General features: G+C 75.3%; 14 protein-coding genes. 11 read left to right on the plus strand and 3 right to left on the minus strand.

Annotated features, from left to right (window positions below):
• The 11 genes from cobN to cobC all read left to right on the plus strand — a co-directional run.
• Positions 1-3111 (plus strand): cobaltochelatase subunit CobN (gene cobN / locus BUE44_RS11735; protein WP_073497010.1); only part of this gene is annotated, 3111 nt, incomplete at its 5' end.
• 133 nt (positions 3112-3244) lie between these two features.
• On the plus strand, positions 3245-5302 hold the full coding sequence (locus BUE44_RS11740; RefSeq protein WP_073497012.1) for a putative cobaltochelatase: 2058 nt from the start codon (positions 3245-3247) through the stop codon (positions 5300-5302).
• Positions 5302-5898: a cob(I)yrinic acid a,c-diamide adenosyltransferase gene (gene cobO / locus BUE44_RS11745; RefSeq protein ID WP_073497014.1), complete on the plus strand. Its 597-nt coding sequence runs from the start codon at positions 5302-5304 to the stop codon at positions 5896-5898. Before BUE44_RS11740 ends, cobO begins: the two co-directional genes overlap by 1 nt.
• Positions 5892-7307 (plus strand): cobyrinate a,c-diamide synthase, encoded by a 1416-nt coding sequence (locus BUE44_RS11750; protein WP_073497016.1) that lies wholly within the window; start codon positions 5892-5894, stop codon positions 7305-7307. The genes cobO and BUE44_RS11750 overlap by 7 nt, the downstream gene beginning before the upstream one ends.
• Positions 7292-8020, plus strand: coding sequence for a precorrin-2 C(20)-methyltransferase (gene cobI, locus BUE44_RS11755; RefSeq protein WP_073497018.1), 729 nt, complete (start codon positions 7292-7294; stop codon positions 8018-8020). Before BUE44_RS11750 ends, cobI begins: the two co-directional genes overlap by 16 nt.
• Positions 8017-8832, plus strand: coding sequence for a precorrin-4 C(11)-methyltransferase (gene cobM / locus BUE44_RS11760; protein ID WP_073497020.1), 816 nt, complete (start codon positions 8017-8019; stop codon positions 8830-8832). Before cobI ends, cobM begins: the two co-directional genes overlap by 4 nt.
• A gap of 4 nt (positions 8833-8836) precedes the next feature.
• Positions 8837-10075, plus strand: a complete 1239-nt coding sequence (locus BUE44_RS11765) for a bifunctional cobalt-precorrin-7 (C(5))-methyltransferase/cobalt-precorrin-6B (C(15))-methyltransferase (protein ID WP_073497514.1) — start codon at positions 8837-8839, stop codon at positions 10073-10075.
• The gene (gene cobJ, locus BUE44_RS11770; RefSeq protein WP_073497022.1) at positions 10072-11769 is read left to right on the plus strand and encodes a precorrin-3B C(17)-methyltransferase; all 1698 of its coding nucleotides are present in this window, start codon (positions 10072-10074) and stop codon (positions 11767-11769) included. Before BUE44_RS11765 ends, cobJ begins: the two co-directional genes overlap by 4 nt.
• The gene (locus BUE44_RS11775) at positions 11766-12365 is read left to right on the plus strand and encodes a precorrin-8X methylmutase (protein ID WP_073497024.1); all 600 of its coding nucleotides are present in this window, start codon (positions 11766-11768) and stop codon (positions 12363-12365) included. Before cobJ ends, BUE44_RS11775 begins: the two co-directional genes overlap by 4 nt.
• A complete protein-coding gene (locus BUE44_RS11780) occupies positions 12362-13261 on the plus strand; it encodes a sirohydrochlorin chelatase (protein ID WP_073497025.1) in 900 nt (299 codons plus the stop codon). Before BUE44_RS11775 ends, BUE44_RS11780 begins: the two co-directional genes overlap by 4 nt.
• Positions 13245-14330, plus strand: coding sequence for an Rv2231c family pyridoxal phosphate-dependent protein CobC (gene cobC / locus BUE44_RS11785; RefSeq protein ID WP_073497027.1), 1086 nt, complete (start codon positions 13245-13247; stop codon positions 14328-14330). Before BUE44_RS11780 ends, cobC begins: the two co-directional genes overlap by 17 nt.
• On the opposite strand, the gene BUE44_RS11790 is transcribed toward cobC, so the two are convergent.
• The 3 genes from BUE44_RS11790 to BUE44_RS11800 form a co-directional block, all read right to left on the minus strand.
• Positions 14305-17457 carry an ABC transporter substrate-binding protein gene (locus tag BUE44_RS11790; protein WP_073497029.1) on the minus strand — a complete coding sequence of 1051 codons (3153 nt, stop codon included), beginning with the start codon at positions 17455-17457 and terminating at the stop codon, positions 14305-14307. The genes cobC and BUE44_RS11790 overlap by 26 nt on opposite strands.
• Before the next feature lie 257 nt (positions 17458-17714).
• Complete coding sequence (locus BUE44_RS11795; protein WP_235002065.1) at positions 17715-18971, minus strand: SCO1860 family LAETG-anchored protein; 1257 nt, start codon at positions 18969-18971, stop codon at positions 17715-17717.
• A gap of 369 nt (positions 18972-19340) precedes the next feature.
• Positions 19341-20420, minus strand: coding sequence for an amidohydrolase family protein (locus BUE44_RS11800; RefSeq protein ID WP_073497031.1), 1080 nt, complete (start codon positions 20418-20420; stop codon positions 19341-19343).
• Positions 20421-20442 lie beyond the last annotated feature (22 nt).

Raw genomic sequence — 20442 nt, forward strand, 5'->3', positions numbered from 1 at the left:
CAGCGGAGTCGAGGCGAAGCGCGCACGACACAGGACGGCGCAGCCGATGAGGGCCTGTACGACCTGTTGGGACGCGCCGACGTGATCGTGGCGACGGTGCTGGCCTCCGGTGGCACCGTCGCGGCCGACGCGTCGGCGGGCGGTGCGGACGAGGCGTGGGATGTGGGCGCGCTCGCCGAACTCGACGTGCCCGTACTGCAGGGGCTGTGCCTGACGTCGTCGCGCAAGGCGTGGTCGGAGTCCGACGCGGCGCTGTCGCCGATGGACGCGGCGATGCAGGTGGCGATCCCCGAGTTCGACGGACGGCTGATCACCGTGCCGTTCTCGTTCAAGGAGACCGGTGAGGGTGATGTGCCGGTCTATGTCGCGGACCCGGAGCGGGCCGCCCGTATCGCGGGCATCGCGGTCCGGCACGCGGCCCTGCGCCACAAGCCGCCCGCCGATACGCGCCTGGCGCTGGTCTTCACCGCCTACCCGACCAAGCACTCGCGGGTCGGCAACGCGGTGGGCCTGGACACGCCCGCCTCGGCCGTACGGCTGCTGGAAGCGCTGCGGGACGCGGGCTACGAGACGGGTGAACACCCGGCCGGGGGCGACGAGTTGATCCACCGGCTGATCGCGGCGGGCGGCCACGACGTGGAGTGGCTGACCGAGGAGCAGCTCGCCGCGGCCCCGGCGCGGGTGCCGCTGGCCGACTACCAGGAGTGGTTCGCCTCCCTGGACGAGGACCTGCGGGCCGGGATGGTGCGGCACTGGGGCGAGCCGCCGGGCTCGCTGTACGTGGACGGCGACGACATCGTGCTGGCGTCGCTGCGGTTCGGCAACGTGGTCGTGCTCATCCAGCCGCCGCGCGGCTTCGGCGAGAATCCGATCGCCATCTACCACGACCCCGACATGCCGCCCTCCCACCACTACCTGGCCGCCTACCGCTGGCTGGAACACACCTTCGGCGCCGACGCGATCGTGCACATGGGCAAGCACGGCACGATGGAGTGGCTGCCGGGCAAGGGCCTCGGGCTGTCCGCGGGCTGCGCGCCCGACGCCGTGCTCGGCGAACTGCCCCTGGTCTACCCCTTCATCGTCAACGACCCCGGCGAGGGCACCCAGGCCAAGCGGCGCGGCCACGCCACCGTCGTGGACCACCTGGTGCCGCCGATGGCCCGCGCCGACTCCTACGGCGACCTCGCCAAACTCGAGCAACTCCTGGACGAGTACGCCCTGGTCAACGATCTCGACCCGGCGAAGGCCCCCGCGATCCGCAGCCGGATATGGGAACTGGTGCGGACCGCGGAGCTGCACCACGACCTGCACGTCGACGAGCAGCCGGACGACGGGGACTTCAACGACTTCGTGCTGCACGTGGACGGCTGGCTGTGCGAGATCAAGGACGTCCAGATCCGCGACGGCCTGCACATCCTGGGCGGCGGCCCGGTCGGCGAGGCGCGGGTCAACCTGGTGCTGGCGGTGCTGCGTTCCGCGCAGATCTGGGGCGGCGCCGGTGACGCGCTGCCCGGCCTGCGGGCGGCCCTGGCCGAGCATTTCGGCCTGGTCGAGAAGGAGTTGCTGGCAGTCCCCGGAGCGCCCGCCGCCGTGCCTGCCGCGCTGACCGCTCTGGCGGACGGCCCGGCACGCACCGCCTCCGACGCCGTCGACCTGCTGGAGCAACTGGCCAGGCGGCTCGCCGAGACCATGGAGCTGCGCGACTGGGCGCCGGACGCGGCCGCCGAGGCCGTACGGGACGTGCTCGGCGGCGCCGAAGTGGCCGAGGCCGTACGGGTGCTGGACTTCGCCGCGACCGAGGTCGTCCCCCGGCTGGCCCGCACCACCGACGAGATCGACAACATCCTGCACGCTCTGCGCGGCGGTTACGTCCCCGCCGGGCCCTCCGGGTCCCCCACCCGCGGCCTGGTCAACGTGCTCCCCACCGGCCGCAACTTCTACTCCGTCGACCCCAAGGCCATCCCGTCCCGGCTGTCCTGGGACGTCGGCACCGCGCTCGCCGACTCCCTGCTCGCCCGGCACCTCGCCGACAACGGCGGCTACCCGGCGTCGGTCGGCCTGACCGTGTGGGGCACCTCCTGCATGCGCACCCAGGGCGACGACATCGCCGAGATCCTCTGGCTGCTGGGCTGCCGCCCGACGTGGGACGACGCCTCCCGCCGGGTCACCGGCTTCGAGATCGTCCCCGCCGCCGAACTGGGCCGCCCCCGCATCGACGTCACGGTCCGCATCTCCGGCTTCTTCCGCGACGCCTTCCCGCACGTCGTCGCCCTCGTGGACGACGCGGTGCGGGCGGTCGCCGAACTCGACGAGCCCGCGGACGCCAACTACGTCCGCGCGCACGCCGACCAGGACACCGCCCTGCACGGCGACCGCCGCCGGGCCACCGCCCGTATCTTCGGCTCCAAGCCGGGCGCCTACGGTGCCGGCCTGCTGCCGCTGATCGACGCCCGCAACTGGCGCTCCGACGCCGACCTCGCCGAGGTCTACGCGGTGTGGGGCGGTTACGCGTACGGCCGCGGCCTCGACGGCCGCCCCGCGCGCGGCGACATGGAAGCCGCCTTCCGCCGCATCCAGGTGGCGGCCAAGAACGTCGACACCCGGGAGCACGATCTCGTCGACGCGGACGACTACTTCCAATACCACGGGGGCATGGTGGCGATGGTCCGCCATCTCACCGGCTCCTCCCCGTCCGCATATGTCGGCGACAGCGCCCTGACCGACCAGGTGCGGACCCGCACGCTGGGCGAGGAGACCCACCGGGTCTTCAGGGCGCGGGTCGTCAACCCGCGCTGGATGGCGGCGATGCGGCGGCACGGCTACAAGGGGGCCTTCGAGATGGCCGCCACCGTGGACTACCTCTTCGGTTACGACGCCACGGCCGGAGTCGTGGACGACTGGATGTACGAGCGGCTGGCCTCGGAGTACGTCTTCGACGCGGAGAACTCGGAATTCATGCGGAAGTCCAATCCCTGGGCTTTGCGGGGGATTTCCGAGCGGCTGCTCGAAGCGGCGGATCGGGGCCTGTGGGCGGCGCCCGATCCGGCGACGCTCGCTCGTCTGCGCGAGACCTATCTCGCCCTGGAGGGCGACCTGGAGGGCGAGTCATGACCCGACCCCTGCCGTCCTGGGGCTCCGCCCCGGACCCCGGTCCTCGATCGCCGGACGGGCTTGGACACGCACCCCTCGACGCCGGGCAGAACCAGCCCGTCCGGCGGTTGAGGACCGGGACAGAGGAGGACTCGTGAGCACGCCGTACCCGTTCAGTGCCCTGGTGGGGCAGGAGGACCTGCGGCTCGCGTTGGTGCTCAACGCCGTGTCCCCGGCCGTGGGGGGCGTTCTGGTGCGGGGTGAGAAGGGCACCGCCAAGTCGACCGCCGTGCGGGCGGTGGCCGCGCTGCTGCCCGGCGTGCGGGTGGTGCCCGGGTGCAGGTTCTCGTGCGAGCCCGGGGCCGCCGACCCGGAGTGCCCGGACGGCCCGCACTCGGAGGAAGGCGGCGCGGAGCGCCCCGCCAGGCTGGTGGAGCTGCCGGTCGGCGCCTCCGAAGACCGCCTGGTCGGAGCCCTCGACATCGAGCGCGCCCTCGCGGAGGGCATCAAGTCCTTCGAGCCGGGCCTGCTCGCGGCGGCGCACCGCGGCGTGCTGTACGTGGACGAGGTGAACCTCCTGCACGACCACCTGGTCGACCTGCTGCTGGACGCGGCGGCGATGGGAGCCAGTTACGTCGAGCGCGAAGGCGTCTCCGTACGGCACGCGGCCCGCTTCCTGCTGGTCGGCACGATGAACCCCGAAGAGGGCGAGCTGCGACCGCAGTTGCTCGACCGCTTCGGGCTGACCGTCGAGGTCGCGGCGTCCCGCGAGACGGACGAGCGCGTCGAGGTGGTGCGGCGGCGGCTGGCCTACGACGCCGACCCGGCCGGCTTCGCGGGCCGTTGGGCGCCGCAGGAGGAGCAGGTGCGGGCGCGTATCGCCGCCGCCCGCGCGCTGCTGCCCGAGGTGCGGCTCGGCGACGCCGCCCTGCGGCAGATCGCGGCGACCTGCGCGGCCTTCGAGGTCGACGGTATGCGGGCCGACATCGTGATGGCCCGCACCGCGACGGCGCTGGCCGCGTGGGCGGGCCGCACGGTGGTGCTGGCCGAGGACGTACGGCAGGCGGCGCTGCTGGCGCTGCCGCACCGGCGGCGCCGCAATCCCTTCGACGCGCCGGGACTCGACGAGGACAAGCTCGACGAGACGCTGGCGCGGGCCAAGGCGGAGGCCGGTGACGACGACCCGGACCCCGGGCCGGACGGCGGGCCCGGCGGAGGGCCGGACGGGGGCGGCGAGCAGCCGCCGCAGCCGCAGGACGGGGCGGGGGACGGCTCCGCGCCGCCCACGGCTCCGCAGGCTGAGCCGGAGGAAGGCCCGGCGGGGGCGGACGGCCCGGCACCTTCCGCCGCCGCGGACGCTCCCGCCGGCGGCCCGCCGCGGGAGCAGCCCGCGGCGCCCGCCGAAGAACCGTTCAGGGCGCGGACGTTGACCGTGCCGGGGCTCGGCGAAGGCGCGGCGGGGCGGCGTTCGCGGGCGCGGACCGCGCAGGGGCGTACGACCGGGGCCCGGCGGCCCGCCGGTGGCACCCTCGGGAAGCTGCATCTGGCGGCGACGGTGCGGGCGGCGGCGCCGTATCAGCGGGCAAGGGGCCGCAGCGGGCCGGGACTCGTGCTGCGCAGGGACGACCTGCGGTCGGCGGTGCGGGAGGGCCGCGAGGGCAACCTGGTCCTCTTCGTGGTCGACGCGTCCGGCTCGATGGCGGCCAGGCAGCGGATGTCGGCGGTGAAGGGCGCGGTGCTTTCGCTGCTGCTCGACGCCTACCAGCGGCGCGACAAGGTCGGCCTGGTCACTTTCCGCGGCACCGGCGCGGAGTTGGCGCTGCCGCCGACGTCGTCGGTGGACGCGGGCGCGGCGCGGCTGGAGACGCTGCCGACCGGGGGCCGTACGCCATTGGCCGCGGGCCTGCTCAAGGCGCACGAGGTGCTGCGGATCGAGCGGTTGCGCGACCCGTCGCGGCGCCCGCTGCTGGTGGTGGTGACCGACGGGCGGGCCACCGGCGGCCCGGAACCGGTGGCGCTGGGCGCCCGCGCGGCCCGGCTGCTGGCCGCCTCGGGCACGGCGGCGGTGGTCGTGGACTGCGAGTCGGGCCCGGTACGCCTGGGTCTGGCCGGCGCACTCGCCGCCGACCTCGCCGGGGTGGCCGTCACGCTCGGCGAACTGCGGGCCGACACGGTCTCCGCGCTGGTCAAGGACATCAGGAGGGCCGCGTAATGCCGCAGGGACAGCCGGAAGTGGTGCCGGACGACGGTCTGACGACCCGGCAGCGCCGCAACCGCCCGCTGACGATCGTGCACACCGGCATCGGCAAGGGGAAGTCGACGGCCGCCTTCGGCCTCGCGCTGCGCGCGTGGAATCAGGGCTGGCCGGTCGGGGTGTTCCAGTTCGTGAAGTCCGCCAAGTGGAAGGTCGGCGAGGAGCGGGCGCTGCGGGTGCTGGGCGCCTCCGGCGAGGGCGGCACGGTGGCCTGGCACAAGATGGGCGAGGGCTGGTCGTGGGTGCAGCGCTCGCCGGAGAGCAGCGAGGAGGCCGCCGTCGAGGGCTGGCAGCAGGTCAAGCGCGACCTGGCCGCGGAGACCTACCGGCTGTACGTGCTCGACGAGTTCGCCTACCCGATGCACTGGGGGTGGGTCGACACCGAGGAGGTCGTGTCGGTGCTGCGGGACCGCCCCGGCACCCAGCACGTCGTGATCACCGGCCGCAACGCGCCGCCGGCGCTGGTCGGTGCCGCCGACCTGGTCACCGAGATGTCGAAGGTCAAGCACCCCATGGACAGCGGCCAGAAGGGGCAGAGGGGCATCGAGTGGTAGACCGGACGGCAGCCCGCCTCGTCATCGCCGCGCCCGCCTCCGGCAGCGGCAAGACCACCGTCGCGACCGGCCTGATGGCCGCCTTCACCGGCGCCGGCCTCGCGGTGTCCCCGCACAAGGTCGGCCCCGACTACATCGACCCCGGCTACCACGCGCTCGCCACCGGACGCCCCGGCCGCAACCTCGACCCGTACCTGTGCGGCCCGCAGCGGGTCGCCCCGCTCTTCCTGCACGGTGCCGCGGGCTGCGACCTCGCCGTCGTGGAAGGCGTGATGGGCCTCTTCGACGGCGCCACCGGCCACGGTGAACTCGCCTCCACCGCCCAGGTCGCCACGATCCTGCGGGCGCCGGTGGTGCTGGTGGTCGACGCGTCCGCCCAGGCACGGTCGGTGGCCGCGCTCGTCCACGGCTTCGCGTCCTTCGACCCGCGGCTGCGGCTGGGGGCGGTCGTCCTGAACAAGGTCGCTTCCGCGCGGCACGAACGCATCCTGCGCGACGCGCTCGAAGAGGTGGGCGTCCCCTGCCTGGGCGCGCTCGGGCGCGAGGACGACCTGGTGGTGCCGTCGCGGCACCTCGGCCTGGTGCCCGCCGCCGAACGCGACGCCGCCGCACGCCTGTTCGTCCGTTCCGCCGCCGCCCGCGTCCGCGAGTCCTGCGACCTCCCGGCCCTGCTGGCCCTGGCCCGCACGGCCCCGCCCCTCCCGGGGGACGCCTGGGACCCGGACGCGGAGGTGGACGCGGCGGCCGAGCAGGTCCGGCCCGTCCGGCGTTCGAGGACGGGGGTCCGGGGCGGAGCCCCGGCTTCGCGCCCCGTCGTGGCCGTCGCCACCGGCCCGGCCTTCACCTTCCGCTACGCCGAGCAGGCGGAACTGCTCACCGCCGCGGGAGCGGTGGTCGCCGCCTTCGACCCGCTCACCGACGAAGCCCTCCCCCCGGGCACTCGGGGGGCCGTTCTGGGCGGCGGCTTCCCCGAGCTCCATGCGGAGCAGCTCTCCGCCAACAATTCCCTCCGCCAGGAGATCGCCGCCCTCCGGGCTCCGGTGGCAGCCGAATGCGCGGGCCTGCTCTACCTCTCCCGCACCCTCGACGGCCACCCGATGTGCGGCCGGCTGCCGGTCGAGGCGAGGATGACCGGCCGCCTCACCCTGGGCTACCGCGAGGCCGTCGCGCTGGCGGACAGCCCGCTGGCGGCGCAGGGCACCCGCATGCGCGGGCACGAATTCCACCGTACGGCGGTCGACCCCCCGCAGGGCGCCGCCGCCGCGTGGGGCTTCACGCAGCCGGAACGTAAGACCGAGGGCTTCGTGGACGCGAACGTGCACGCCTCGTATCTGCATCTGCACTGGGCCGCCGAGCCGTCGCTGGCGACCCGTTTCGTCGAGAGGTGTGCCGCATGGACCTGCGACTGACCGGGGTCGGGGTCGGCCCCGGCGATCCCGAGCTGGTGACGGTGAAGGGCGTCAACGCCCTGCGTGCGGCGGGCGCCGTGGTGGTCCCGGTGATGGACACCGGGGAGACCGGGCGGGCCGAGGCGACGGTGCGGCACTACGTGGCCGCGGACCGCGTCGTCCGGGTGGTCTTCGCGCTGAACGAGCGCTCCGACCGCGCCCGCCGTGAGGCCGCGTGGGACGAGGCGGGTGCCCGGGTAGCCGAACTGCTGCGCACGCAGGGGTCGGTGGCCTTCGCGACGATCGGTGACCCGAACGTCTACTCGACGTTCACGTATCTCGCGCACACCGTCGGTGAGTTGCTGCCCGGGGTGGCGGTCGCGACGGTGCCGGGCATCACCGCGATGCAGGATCTGGCGTCCCGCAGCGGGGCCGTACTGGCCGAGGGCACCGAGCCGTTGACCCTGGTGCCGGTGACCGCGGGGGCCGCGGTGCTCAAGGCGGCGCTCGAAGGGCCGGGCACGGTGGTGGCGTACAAATTCGGCCGGCTCGCGGCCGAGGTCGCGGCGGCGCTGGCGGCGACCGGCAGGACCGAGGGCGCGGTGTGGGGCAGCGCGCTGGGCCTGCCCGAGGAGTCGATCCGTCCGGCGGCGCAGCTGCTCGACGGCCCGCTGCCGTATCTGTCGACGCTGATCGCGCCCGCGCGGCGGGACGGCAGAGGAGGAAAACTGTGAACGACCCCGGCAGGACCGCCAAGGTCACCATCGTGGGAGCGGGGCCCGGCGCGGCCGATCTGCTCACCTTCCGGGCGGCGAAGGCCATCGCCGAGGCGGACATCGTCATCTGGGCGGCGAGCCTGGTGCAGGCGGCGGTGCTGGAGCACGCCAGGCCCGACGCGGAGATCCTCGACTCGGCGGCGATGTCGCTGGAGGACGTCGTCGCGGTCTACGAGCGGGCGCGGCGCGACGGCCTGCGGTGCGCGCGGATCCACTCCGGCGACCCGGCGTTGTGGGGCGGTACGCAGGAGCAGGTCGACCGGTGCGCCGAGTTGGGCGTCGAGGTGGAGATCGTGCCGGGGGTGTCGTCGTTCTCGGCGGTCGCGGCGGCGGCCGGGCGGGAGCTGACGATTCCCGAGGTCGCCCAGTCGGTGGTGCTGACCCGGCTGGGCGGCGGGAAGACGCCGATGCCGCCGGGTGAGGAGGTGCGGGAGTTCGCCCGGCACGGGACGACGATGGCGGTCTTCCTGTCCGCCGCCAGGTCCGGGCAGCTCGCCGCCGAGCTGCTGGAGGGCGGCTATCCGACGGACACGCCGGTGATCGTCGCCCACCAGGTGAGCTGGCCCGAGGAGTTGCTGCTGCGCTGCACGATCGCGACGCTGGAGGAGACGGTCAAGGCGCACCGCCTGTGGAAGCACACGCTCTTCCTGGTCGGGCCCGCGCTGTCAGCGTCGGGGACGCGGTCGCACCTCTACCATCCCGGGCACTTCCACGGTTTCCGGCGGGCCGACCCCGTCGCGCGGCGCGCCCTGCGCGAGTCCCGTGGGTGACGCGGTGATCACGGTCCTCGGTACGGGAACGGGCGGGCCGCCGCCGGTGGTCGGCGCCGCCGACCTGGTGGTCGGTGCGGCCCGGCATCTCGCCGCGGCCGAACTGCCCTCCGGGGTACGGCGGTTGGTTCTCGGCCCACTGGCGCCCGCGCTCGACGAGATCGGTGCGTGCGCGGCCGCGGGCGGCCGGGTGGTGGTGCTGGCGTCCGGCGACCCGGGCTTCTTCGGGATCGTCCGTGCGCTGGGCGCGCGGTTCGGCGCGGCGGCGCTCGACATACGCCCGTCGGCGCCGTCCGTCGCGGTCGCCTTCGCCCGTGCCGGGCTGAGCTGGGACGACGCGGTCGTGGTGAGCGCGCACGGGCGGGACCTGCGGGCCGCGGTGAACGTGTGCCGCGCCTTCCCGAAGGCGGCCGTCCTGACCGGCCCCGGCGCCGGTCCCGCGGAATTGGGTGCGGCCCTGGCGCGTACGGGACTGCCCCGCACGCTGGTCGTCGCCGCGGGGCTCGGCTCCCCCGGGGAGACGGTGGTCTCCGTCTCCCCTGAAGAGGCAGCCGGGCGGGACTGGGGGGAGGCGGTCGGCGTCGTGCTGTGCCTGCGGCCGGGCGCCTCGGTGCCCGCCGCCGCCGGTACGGTCGCCGGTCCGCGTCCGGCGCCCGCGGGGTGGGCGCTGCCGGAGGCGGACTTCGCGCACCGGGACTCCATGGTCACGAAGTTCGAGGTGCGGGCCCTGGCGCTGGCGCGGCTCGGCCCGCGTACGGGCGAGCTGGTCTGGGACATCGGGTCCGGGTCCGGGTCGGTGGCCGTGGAGTGCGCGCGGTTCGGGGCGGCCGTCGTCGCCGTGGACAAGTCCGCCGAGGCGGTGGCACGGGTGCGGGCCAACGCGGCGGCCCACGGGGTGGACGTCGAGGCCGTGGTCGGCCGGGCGCCCGAGGTGCTGGGGCAACTGCCCGACCCAGACGCCGTCTTCGTCGGCGGCGGCGGTTCCGACGTGGCGGACGTCGTGGCGGCGTGCGCGCGGCGGGCGCGGCGGGCCGTCGTCGTGACGCTCGCCGCGGTCGACCGGGTCGCCGCCGTCCGCGCCGCCCTCGGGGCGTCCGGGTTCACGGCGGACGGCGTCCTCCTGCAGTCCTCCCGGCTCGCCCCGCTGCCCGGCGGGGTCACCCGGCTCGCCGCGGCCAACCCCGTCTTCGTCCTGTGGGCCGAGCGGCCCGCCACCCCCCGTACCGAAGGAGCACCCGCGTGATCGGCCTCATCTCCACCACGGCTGCGGGCAGGACCGGCTGCGACCGGCTCGCCGCCGCGTGGCCGGACCGCACCCGGGCTTACGACGGCGCCCCCGTCGGCGACCTGCTGCGCGCCGCCTTCGCCGAGTGCGACCAGCTGGTCGTCTTCCTCGCCACCGGCGCCGCCGTCCGCCTGCTCGCCCCGCTGCTGGTGAGCAAGTCCGCCGACCCGGCCGTGGTGACGGTGGACGAGGCCCACCGCCACGCGATCGCCCTCCTCGGCGGCCACGCCGCGGGGGCCAACGCGCTCGCGCAGGAGGTCTCGGCGGTCCTGACGACCACGCCGGTCATCACCACGGCGACCGACGCGACCTCCACCCCCGCCCTGGACACCCTCCCCTACCCCGCCGAGGGCGCCCTTCCCGCCGTCACCCGGGCGCTCCTCGACGGCGCCCCGGTCCACCTGCGGTCCGACACGACCTGGCCCCTCCCCCCGCTCCCCCTCACCACCGCCGAACCGGCGGGACACGAGGCCTACCGCGTGTGGGTGACGGATCGGGTGGTGGAGGGCGGCGAGCGGACCGTGCTGGTGCGGCCGCCGGGGCTGGTCGTGGGGGTCGGGGGGAGCCGCGGGGTGGCCGTGGCGGAAGTGGTGACGCTGGTCAGGGCGGCCCTGGCGGCGGGCGGGGTCGCCGAGGGGAGCGTGTGGCGGATGGCCACCGTGGACGCCAAGGCGCAGGAGGCGGGGATCGTGGCGGCGGCGGAACACCTGGGGGTGCCGCTCGTGACGTTCGGGGCGGCCGCGCTCGCGGAGGTGAGCGTGCCCAATCCGTCGGCGGCGCCGCTGCGCGCGGTCGGTACGCCGTCGGTCGCCGAGGCGGCGGCGCTGCTGGCGGCCGGTCCGGGGGGCGAACTCGTCGTCCAGAAGCAGAAGTCGGCGATGGCCACCGCCGCGGTCGCGCGGCGCAGGCCGCGCGGGCGGCTGGCGGTGGTGGGACTCGGGCCGGGCGCCCGGGACCTGGTGACGCCGCGCGCGGCCGCGGAGTTGCGGCGCGCGTCGGTGGTCGTCGGGCTCGACCAGTACGTGGCGCAGATCCGGGATCTGCTGCCGCCCGGGAGCCGGGTGCTGGAGTCGGGGCTGGGCGCCGAGGAGGAGCGGGCGCGTACCGCGGTGGCCGAGGCCCGCGCGGGGCACGCGGTCGCGCTGATCGGCAGCGGCGACGCCGGGGTGTACGCGATGGCCTCGCCGGCCCTCGCGGAGGCCGCGGACGACATCGACGTGGTCGGCGTCCCGGGCGTGACCGCGGCCCTGGCGGCGGCGGCGCTGCTGGGCGCACCGCTCGGGCACGACCACGTGTCGATCAGCCTGTCGGACCTGCACACCCCGTGGGAGGTGATCGAGCGCCGGGTGCGGGCGGCCGCCGAGGCGGACCTGGTGGTCACCTTCTACAACCCGCGCAGCCGCGGCAGGCACTGGCAACTGCCCAAGGCCCTGGCCCTGCTGGCCGAGCACCGCGGCCCGGGCACACCGGTCGGTGTCGTACGGGCCGCGTCCCGGCCGGACGAGGAGGTCACCGTCACCACGCTCGCCGGCGTGGACCCGTCCACCGTCGACATGGTGTCGGTGGTCACCGTCGGCAACACCGCGTCCCGTGTCGTCGCGGGCCGGATGGTCACCCCGCGCGGCTACCGGTGGCAAGGGGGCGGCGCATGAGCCGCACGGTCCACCCCATCGAGCAGGAGTCCTTTCGCATCCTGCGCTCCCGCCTGGACACCTCGGGACTCCCCCGCCTGCACCGCGCGGTGCTTGAGCGGGTGATCCACTCCAGCGCGGATCTGGCCTACGCCGACGACCTGGTCGCCGACGAGGCCGAACTGATCGCCGCGCACGCCGCGTTGCACGCGGGCGCCCCGGTCGTCGCCGACGTCCGGATGGTCGCGGCGGGCATCACCGGCCGCCGCGCGGTCTGCCGGCTGCACGACGCCGTCGCGGGACCGGGCCTGACCCGCAGCGCGCACGCGGTGCGGCTGGCGTACGAGCAGGTGGGTCCCGGCGCACTGTGGGTGATCGGCTGCGCGCCGACCGCGCTGGAGGAACTGCTCGCGCTGGACGCGGCGCCCGCGCTGGTGATCGGCCTGCCGGTCGGCTTCGTGGGCGCCGCGGAGAGCAAGGCGCGGCTGCGCGCCTCGGGGCTGCCCGCCGTCAGCAACATCTCGGAGAAGGGCGGCTCCGCGGTGGCCGCCGCCGCGCTCAACGCGCTGCTCTACACCCCCGCCGCCGCGCAAGATCCCAAGGAGAACGACCTGTGACGCCTCCCGCACTCCTCCTCGTCGGCCACGGCACCCGCGATACGGCCGGCGCGACCGCCTTCCGTGACTTCGTGGCGCAGCTCGGCGCCGCGCGGCCCGAGTTGACGGTCGGCGGCGGCTTCATCGAGCTGTCGCCGCCGCCGCTGGCGGACGCGGTCGCGGCGATGGCCGGCGCGGGCGTACGGCACTTCGCCGCGGTGCCGCTGGTGCTGGTCTCGGCGGGGCACGCGAAGGGCGACATACCGGCGGCGCTGGCCCGTGAGGAGCGGCGCCACCCGGGTACGTCGTTCGCGTACGGGCGCCCGCTGGGGCCGCATCCGGGGCTGCTCGCGGTGCTGGAGCGGCGGGTGGACGAGGCGCTCGCGGGGGCGGACCGGGCGGCCGCTACGGTGCTGCTGGTAGGGCGCGGTTCGACCGACCCGGACGCCAACGCCGAGGTCTTCAAGGCGGCCAGGCTGCTGTGGGAGGGCCGCGGCTACGCGGGAGTGGAGACGGCCTTCGTGTCGCTGGCCGAGCCGTCGGTCACCGCGGGTCTGGAGCGCTGCCGGCGGCTGGGCGCGCGGACGGTCGTGGTCCTGCCGTACTTCCTCTTCAGCGGGGTCCTGCCGGACCGGGTGCGGGAGCAGGCCGCGGGGTGGGCGGTCGGGCAGGACGGCGTCGAGGTGCGGTGCGCGGAGGTGATCGGCGCGGCGCCGGAGCTGGCGGAGCTGGTCATGGAGCGCTACCGCGAGGCCGTCGGCGGCGATCTGCGGATGAACTGCGACAGCTGCGTCTACCGGGTGCCGATGCCCGGCTTCGAGGACCGGGTCGGCCTGCCCCAGCAGCCGCACCACCACCCGGACGACCCGTCCCACCCGCACGGCGGCCACGGGCACACCCATGCTCACACCGGCTGAAAGCGGCACACCGGCCACCGCGGACGGCTACGACCTGGCGCACCACGGCGACGCGGAGGTCGGCGGCGGACTTGTCGACCTGGCGGTCAACGTGCGCCAGGGCACGCCGCCTTCGTGGCTGGCCGAGCGGATCGCGGCCTCGATGGGCGGGCTCGCCGCCTACCCGGACGGGCGGGCCGCCCGGCGGGCGGTGGCGCTGCGGCACGGCAGGGCCGACGAGCGGGAGGTGCTGCTGACGGCGGGCACGGCGGAGGCCTTCGTCCTGCTGGCCAGGGCGCTGCGGCCGCGGCACGCGGTGGTGGTGCACCCGCAGTTCACCGAGCCGGAGGCGGCGCTGCGGGCCGCGGGCCACGACGTGGACCGGGTGCTGCTGGCGGCGGCGAACGGCTTCCGGCTCGACCCGGCGGCGGTGCCGCGGGACGCCGACCTGGTGGTGTTGGGCAATCCGACCAACCCGACGTCGGTGCTGCATCCTGCTGCGCTGGTACGGGAGTTGGCGCGGCCCGGGCGGACGCTGGTGGTGGACGAGGCCTTCATGGACGCGGTGCCGGGCGAGCCGGAGTCGCTGGCGGCGGCCCGGGACGTCCCGGGGCTGCTGGTGCTGCGCAGCCTCACCAAGACCTGGGGGCTCGCCGGGCTGCGCATCGGCTACGTCCTGGGCGGGCGGGATCGGGTCGCGGCTCTGGAGCGCGCGCAGCCGCTGTGGGCGGTCTCGACACCCGCGCTGGCGGCGGCCCGCGCGTGCGTGGGCGCGGACGCGCTCGCGGAGGCGGCCGCGGCGGCGGTGGAGGTGGCGGCCGACCGGGAGTATCTGCTCTCCCGGCTGCGGGACTTCCCCGCGGTGCGGGTCGCGGGCGACGCGCCCGCCGCGCCCTTCGTGCTGCTGCGGATGCCGGACGCGGCTGACGTCAGGCAGCGGCTGCGGGAGGCGGGTTACGCGGTGCGCAGGGCCGACACCTTCCCCGGTCTCGGCCCCGACTGGCTGCGGGTGGCGGTGCGCGACCGCCGTACGGTCGACGGCTTCGTCGACGCGCTGGCCGGCGCTATGGCCGGACTCCCAGCGCGGTGAGGTCGATCCCGCCCAGCACCTGCTGCTGGTACGCGTTGGTGAGCCGGCTGCCGCGGTAGACCAGGTGGCGGGTGTAGACCAGCGGCACCATCACCGAGTCGCGCATCAAGGTGGCGTCCGCGTCCTTCCACTGGTCGGCGGCCGCGGCCGGGTCGGTGAGGGTGTCGGCCTTGGCGGCGATGGCGTTGAGGTCGGAGTCGTCCAGGCCCGCGTAGTTGCTGGGGCTGCCGGGCTGGATCAGGGTGCGCAGGAACCCGCCGCCGGTGGGCCAGTCGGCCGCCCACACGGTCAGGGCCATGCCCCAGCCGGCCTGCTTGAGCTTGGCGGGCGAGTCCAGGGTGGCGTAGTAGGTGGCCGTGTCCACCTGCACGATCTTGACCTTGATGCCGACGGCGGCCAGCGTGTGCTGGATGACCGTCATGGCCTCCGTCAGGCGGGGGGAGTTGGAGGGTCCCGCGAGGGTGACGTCGAAGCCGCCCGGTTTGCCGCAGTCGGTCAACTGCAGCTTGGCCTGCGTCGGGTAGGCGGCGCCGTCGGTGTAGCCGTAGGGGTGGGCGTTCGGGTCGTAGCCGTCCACGACGGGCGGCAGCATCGTGGTGGCGACGTCGCCGCCCTCGTACTGCCCGCCGAGCACGGCTCGTATCTGCGAGCGGTCGACGGCGTACTGGATGGCCCTACGGCAGGCGTTGTTGGTGAACGGCGCGATGTCCGTCTGCAGGCTCAGGTAGCGGGTGGCACCGGTGTAGGCGAGGTCCGCGTGGTCCTTCAGCGACGCGTCGTTGAGCACCCTGGCCTCGGCGGAGTCGGACAGCGTCTGCCCGTTGAGGTCCAGGTCGACGTCGCCGGACAGCAGCGCGTTCTCGACGCTGTCCTGGCTGGCGTAGATCCGCAGGTCGATCGCGTCGGGAAGGGCGGAGTGGACGAGGTCGGTCGACTGCTTCCAGTCGGGGTTGCGGACCATGTGCAGCGAGCTGTTGGCGACGTAACTGGCGATCTTGTACGGGCCGCTGCTGAGCGGGTGGTTCTGGAAGTCCTTGCCGTCGTTCTTGTCCGCGGTGGGCGGAACGGGTGCGGCCATGGACATCGCCAGCACGTAGCGGAAGTCGGCGAAGGGCTTGGCGAGGGTGAAGACGACGGTGGACGCGTCGGGGGTGGTGATCGAGCGCAGGCCCAGCTTGTGCGGGTCGGAGTCCTTGTACGGGCCCGGGTAGTTCTGGCCCTGGTCGAGCAGGTCCACGAAGTAGCTGGGCCCGGCGGCGAAGACCGACCGGTCGAAGGTCCGCTCGATGCCGTACTTGATGTCCTGTGACGTGATGCGGGCGCCGTTCTCGTAGGTGAGGCCCGGCTTGAGGGTGAAGGTCCAGGTGCGGCCGTCGGAGCTGACGCGGCCGGTGTCGGTGGCGAGGTCGGGCAGCAGCTTGCGCCCGGCGGCCCCGGGCACGGGCGCGTAGTCCACCAGCTTGCGTAGATAGAGGCGTTGCAGATTCCACGACGGCTGGGCGTAGGTGCGCGCCGGGTCGAGCATGCCGTCCTCGGCGGAGGACGCGGCCAGTTGCAACGTGCCGCCCCTGGTGGCCGACGGCTTCACCACCCCGTCGAGGCCGCCGCTGTAGCCGGTGCCCTCCTTGCCGCCGTGCAGCTTCAGCGCGGCTTCCTGGACGGAGGTGCCGGTCGGCCGGTTGCTGCCCGTCGGCGGGGTCGGCGTCGGGTCGCCGCCGCCCCCGCCGATGGGGGCGAAGACGAACGTCACGGTCGCCGCGACGGCGACCACCGCGAGACCGGACACCCCCGCGATCCAACGCCGCCTGGCACGCCGGGCCGGGTCGAACTCCCCCGTGCCGCCGGTGCTGTTGAGCGGCGGCGGGGTGCCGGGGTGGTACGGCGGCGGCAGCGGCACCTGCGGTTTGAGCGCGTACGCCGGGTGCTCGGCCGGCGCGGACGGCGGCGGCGTGGGCTCCGGGGCGGTGCCGAACGGGTTGGCGGTGCGCGGCGGCGGCGACGGGGCGGCAGCCGCGGAAGGGGTCGACGGGGCGGCAGCCGCGGAAGGCGTCGACGGGGCGGGGGGCGTGGACGGCGGCGACGGGGCGGGGGGCGTGGACGGCGGCGTGGCGGGGGCGGGCGGGATCCGCGACCCGGCACCGGACGGGGTCCGGCCGCCGGACGCGGCCGGGAAGGACGGGAGTCCGGCGCCCGCGCCGAAGGTGGCCCTCGGGTCGGCGCCGCCGCCCAGCGGGCGGGTCGCGCTGTCCTCGCCGGGCGGCACCGCGGGCCCGGCCAGCAGCGCCGCGTGCCCGGAGACGGTCAGCCAGGACCGCAGCCGGTCGCGGAAGACCGCGGCGTCGAAATGCCGGTCCGCCGGGTCCTTGGCGAGCGCGGTGAGCACCAGCGCGTCCAGTTCCCGCGGCACCCGCACATTGCGGGCCGACGGGGCCGGCGGCGGGGTGTGGACGTGCCAGTACATCAGGTTGAGCGGGTTGCCGTCGGTGAACGGCGGCCTGCCGGTGAGCAGTTCGGTCAGGACGCAGCCGACCGCGTAGACGTCGCTGCGGGCGTCGACCTCGGCGCCGTTGACCTGCTCGGGCGACATGTAGCTGGGGGTGCCGATCGCGGACCCGGTGGTGGTCAGCCGGGAGTCGGTGTCCAGGACGCGGGCGATGCCGAAGTCGGCGACCTTGATGACGCCTTCCGTGGTGACCATCACGTTCGCGGGCTTCACGTCGCGGTGGACGGTGCCGCGGCTGTGCGCGTGGGCGAGCGCGTCGAGGATGTCGCAGGCGATGCGCGCCGCCCGCTCGGGCGCGAAGTAGACCGCCTGCCGGACGAGTTGGGACAGCGTGCCGCCGCGCACGTACTCCATGACGAGGTAGGGCACCACCTCGTCGCCGTCGCGGACCTCGTCCTGGTCGTGGACGGTGACGATGCCGGGGTGGTTGAGCGCGCCGGCCGCCTGGGCCTCGCGGGCGAAGCGGCGCCGGGCGTCCGGGTCGCCGGCCAGGTCCGGCAGCAGCGTCTTGACCGCGACGGTACGGCCCATCCGGATGTCCCGGGCGCGGTGGACGCGGGCCATGCCTCCGTGGCCGAGCAACTCGGCCAGTTCGTAGCGTCCCGCGAAAAGCCCGTCCGTCATGCCCCGCCCCGCCCGCCTGTGCGCTCAGCGCCCACCATGTCCGTAGCCCCCAGCGCCGGGCTGAGACGGACCTGTGCCAACCCGCCCTGACCGCGGACGGGTTGCCGGTCCTGGGCAAAGCCTAGAGGGCGGCGTCCGTGGTACGACGCCGCCCTGGAGGCTTTCGTTCCCCCCTTGTGACCTTCCCTGTGGCCTTGCCGGCGATCTTCCCCGCGGCCTTGCCTGCGACCTTGCCGCGGAACGGTCGCCGTTTCCCGTCAGTCCAGCGGGTCCGCGGGGGCCGCGGTCCTGCGGCGCCGGGCGGTCAGCAGATACGCCGCCGCTCCGGCGGTCACCAGGCCCGCGGCGCCGATCGCCAGGTAGGGCGTGGCGGAACCGGCCCCGGTCTCCGCGAGGTCGCCGGTGCCGGGGTTGGTCTGGGTGAGCGAGTCGGAGCCGCCGGAGGTGCCGGACGAGGCGCCCGTCGAGCCGCCGGAGACGGTGGCGCCGGTCGAACCGCCGGGTCCGCTGCCGCCCGAGGAGCCGGCGGCGCCGCCGGACGTACCGCCGGTGCCCGAACCGCCGCTCGCGGCACCGCCGTCGGTGGTCCCCTTGGTACTCCCGCCGGCCGTGGAACCGGCCGTGGAACCCGTCGTGGAACCCGTCGTGGAGCCCGTCGTGGAGCCGCCGGTCGAGCCCGACGTCGCACCGCTCGTGCCGCCGCCCGTGGTCGGCCCCGTGCTCGTACCGCCCGACGTGGAGCCGCCCTTGTGCGGGGTCCGGCAGGCGGCCTGCGCCAGCGTCACCGAGCCGCTCACCTCGGCCACGCCCAGGCTCAGCGGGTTGAGGTGCAGGGAGAGCCGCAGCGCGGTCGCGGCCGCGGTGTCCGTGGTGGTCGAGGTCGTGGTGAGGTCCAGGCTCACCCGGCCGACCCCGGGCACCGACAGGTCCGTCGTACCGACCGCGCCGAGCGCGACGCGCCGGCCGAGCACGGTCAGGCCGAGCAACTCGGAGTGCGCGGTGGGCCGGTGGCCGGCCTCGCAGCTGGCCGTGGAGGTGATCGTGTCGACCTTGACCAGGGCCAGCAGCGGCAGCCCCGGCACATGGACCTGGGCGTGCACGACGTTGGCGTAACCCTCGGCCTCGTGCGCGTCGGCGGTGGCCTTCGCGGTGGCCGCGTCGGCCCGCAGCAGGGTGACGCCGTGGCCGTTCTCCACGCCGCCGCCGACCTGCACGGTGAGCGCGGTCCGCCGGGCGTCGGCGGGCGCGTGCACGTCGTCGAGCGAGGCGTCGACCGGGACGTCGACGGCCTTGCCGAGCAGCGAGACGTCCAGGCCGGCGCGCAGCACCGCCGCGCTCGACGTGCCGCCGCCCGCGGCGCCGGCGGGCACCGCCTGCGCTGCGGGGGCAAGGACCGCGGCTCCCGCGGCGAGCGCGGCGGCGGCGCCCACGGCGGCGGAGCGGCGGGCGGAACGGCGGGCGGAACGGCGGGCGGAACGGCGGGCGGAGGGACGGAAGTCGATGGCGCGGTACACGGTGTGGGACCCCCACGGGTGACATCGGAGAAGACGGACCGCCCGGCGGCAGGGTGGTGCCGGGGACAGCCGCCGGGGCGCTAGGGCAGCCATGTTTACGCACGGAGAGTGAATCCGCGGCTACGCGCAGCCAGTTCACCCATAAGAGTGGTTTCCGTGAGCACCTTCGAATTCGGTGGCACGGCCGTTCCCGCGCGTCACCCTCCCGGCAGGAGCACGGCTGCACCCTTGGTGACGTGCGGTCGCGCCGGGCAAGCCCAACGCTCCGCGGGCCCGGGGCGTCACGGGACGGTCAACAGCGCGCCCGCGCACGGCGGCAGCGGCGTACCGTGCCAACTGCCCCGGCAGCCGCGCTCGTCGTGCGGCGGGTCAGCCCACGACCGTGCCGCGCAGCACGATCCGGCGCGGCGCGGCGAGCACCCGTACGTCCTCGCGCGGGTCGGCGTCGTAGACGACCAGGTCGGCCGGCGCGCCCTCGGTCAGGCCCGGGCGGCCGAGCCACCTGCGGGCGCCCCAGGTCGCCGCGGACAGCGCCGCCAGGACCGGCAGGCCCGCGGTGACCAGCTCCTCGACCTCGGCGGCGATCAGCCCGTGCGGCAGGCTGCCGCCCGCGTCCGTCCCGGTGTAGACGGCGATGCCGGCGTCGTAGGCGTTGCGCACGGTCTCGTGGCGGCGGGCGTGCAGCCGGCGCAAGTGGTCGGACCAGCGCGGGAACTTGGCCTCGCCGGAGTCCGCGAGCCGCGGGAAGGTGGCGATGTTGACCAGGGTCGGCACGATGGCGACGCCGTGCGCGGCGAAGAGCGGGATCGTCTCGTCGGTGAGCCCGGTGGCGTGCTCGACGCAGTCGATGCCGGCGGTCACCAGGTCCGCGAGCGAGTCCTCGGCGAAGCAGTGCGCGGTGACCCGGGCGCCCTCCTGGTGGGCGGCGGCGATCGCCTCGGCCAGCGCGTCCTTGGGCCAGCACGGCGCCAGGTCGCCCTTGTCCCGGTCGATCCAGTCGCCGACCAGCTTGACCCAGCCGTCGCCGCGCCTGGCCTCCCGGGTCACGTACGCCGCCAGGTCGCCGGGCTCCACCTCGTGGGCGTAGTTGCGGATGTAGCGGCGGGTGCGGGCGATGTGGCGGCCCGCCCTGATGATCCGCGGCAGGTCCTCGCGCTCGTCGGTCCAGCGGGTGTCGCTGGGCGATCCGGCGTCGCGCAGCAGCAGGGCGCCGGCCTCCCGGTCGGCGAGCGCCTGCTTCTCCGCGGTGTCCCGGTCGACGGCGCCGTGCCGGTCGAGGCCGACGTGGCAGTGCGCGTCGACCAGGCCGGGCAGCGCCCAGCCGCGTACGGTCACCGCTTCCGCGGCGGGCCGCCGGTAACTGATCCGGCCGCCGACCACCCACAACTCGTCGCGTACCTCGTCCGGTCCGGCCAGGATCCGGCCCCTGATGTGCAGCACGTCGCCCATGACCGCACTGTACGAGGTCGGG

It is taken from the genome of Actinacidiphila paucisporea, from assembly GCF_900142575.1.
GTDB lineage: Bacteria > Actinomycetota > Actinomycetes > Streptomycetales > Streptomycetaceae > Actinacidiphila > Actinacidiphila paucisporea.

What these genes read in the sequence shown, in the direction of transcription:
- cobO (WP_073497014.1), top strand. Translation starts at nt 5,302, where the DNA reads ATGCCGCAGGGACAGCCGGAAGTGGTGCCGGACGACGGTCTGACGACC.
- cobI (WP_073497018.1), top strand. Translation starts at nt 7,292, where the DNA reads ATGGACCTGCGACTGACCGGGGTCGGGGTCGGCCCCGGCGATCCCGAG.
- BUE44_RS11775 (WP_073497024.1), top strand. Translation starts at nt 11,766, where the DNA reads ATGAGCCGCACGGTCCACCCCATCGAGCAGGAGTCCTTTCGCATCCTG.
- cobC (WP_073497027.1), top strand. Translation starts at nt 13,245, where the DNA reads ATGCTCACACCGGCTGAAAGCGGCACACCGGCCACCGCGGACGGCTAC.
- BUE44_RS11790 (WP_073497029.1), bottom strand. Translation starts at nt 17,457, where the DNA reads ATGACGGACGGGCTTTTCGCGGGACGCTACGAACTGGCCGAGTTGCTC.
- BUE44_RS11800 (WP_073497031.1), bottom strand. Translation starts at nt 20,420, where the DNA reads ATGGGCGACGTGCTGCACATCAGGGGCCGGATCCTGGCCGGACCGGAC.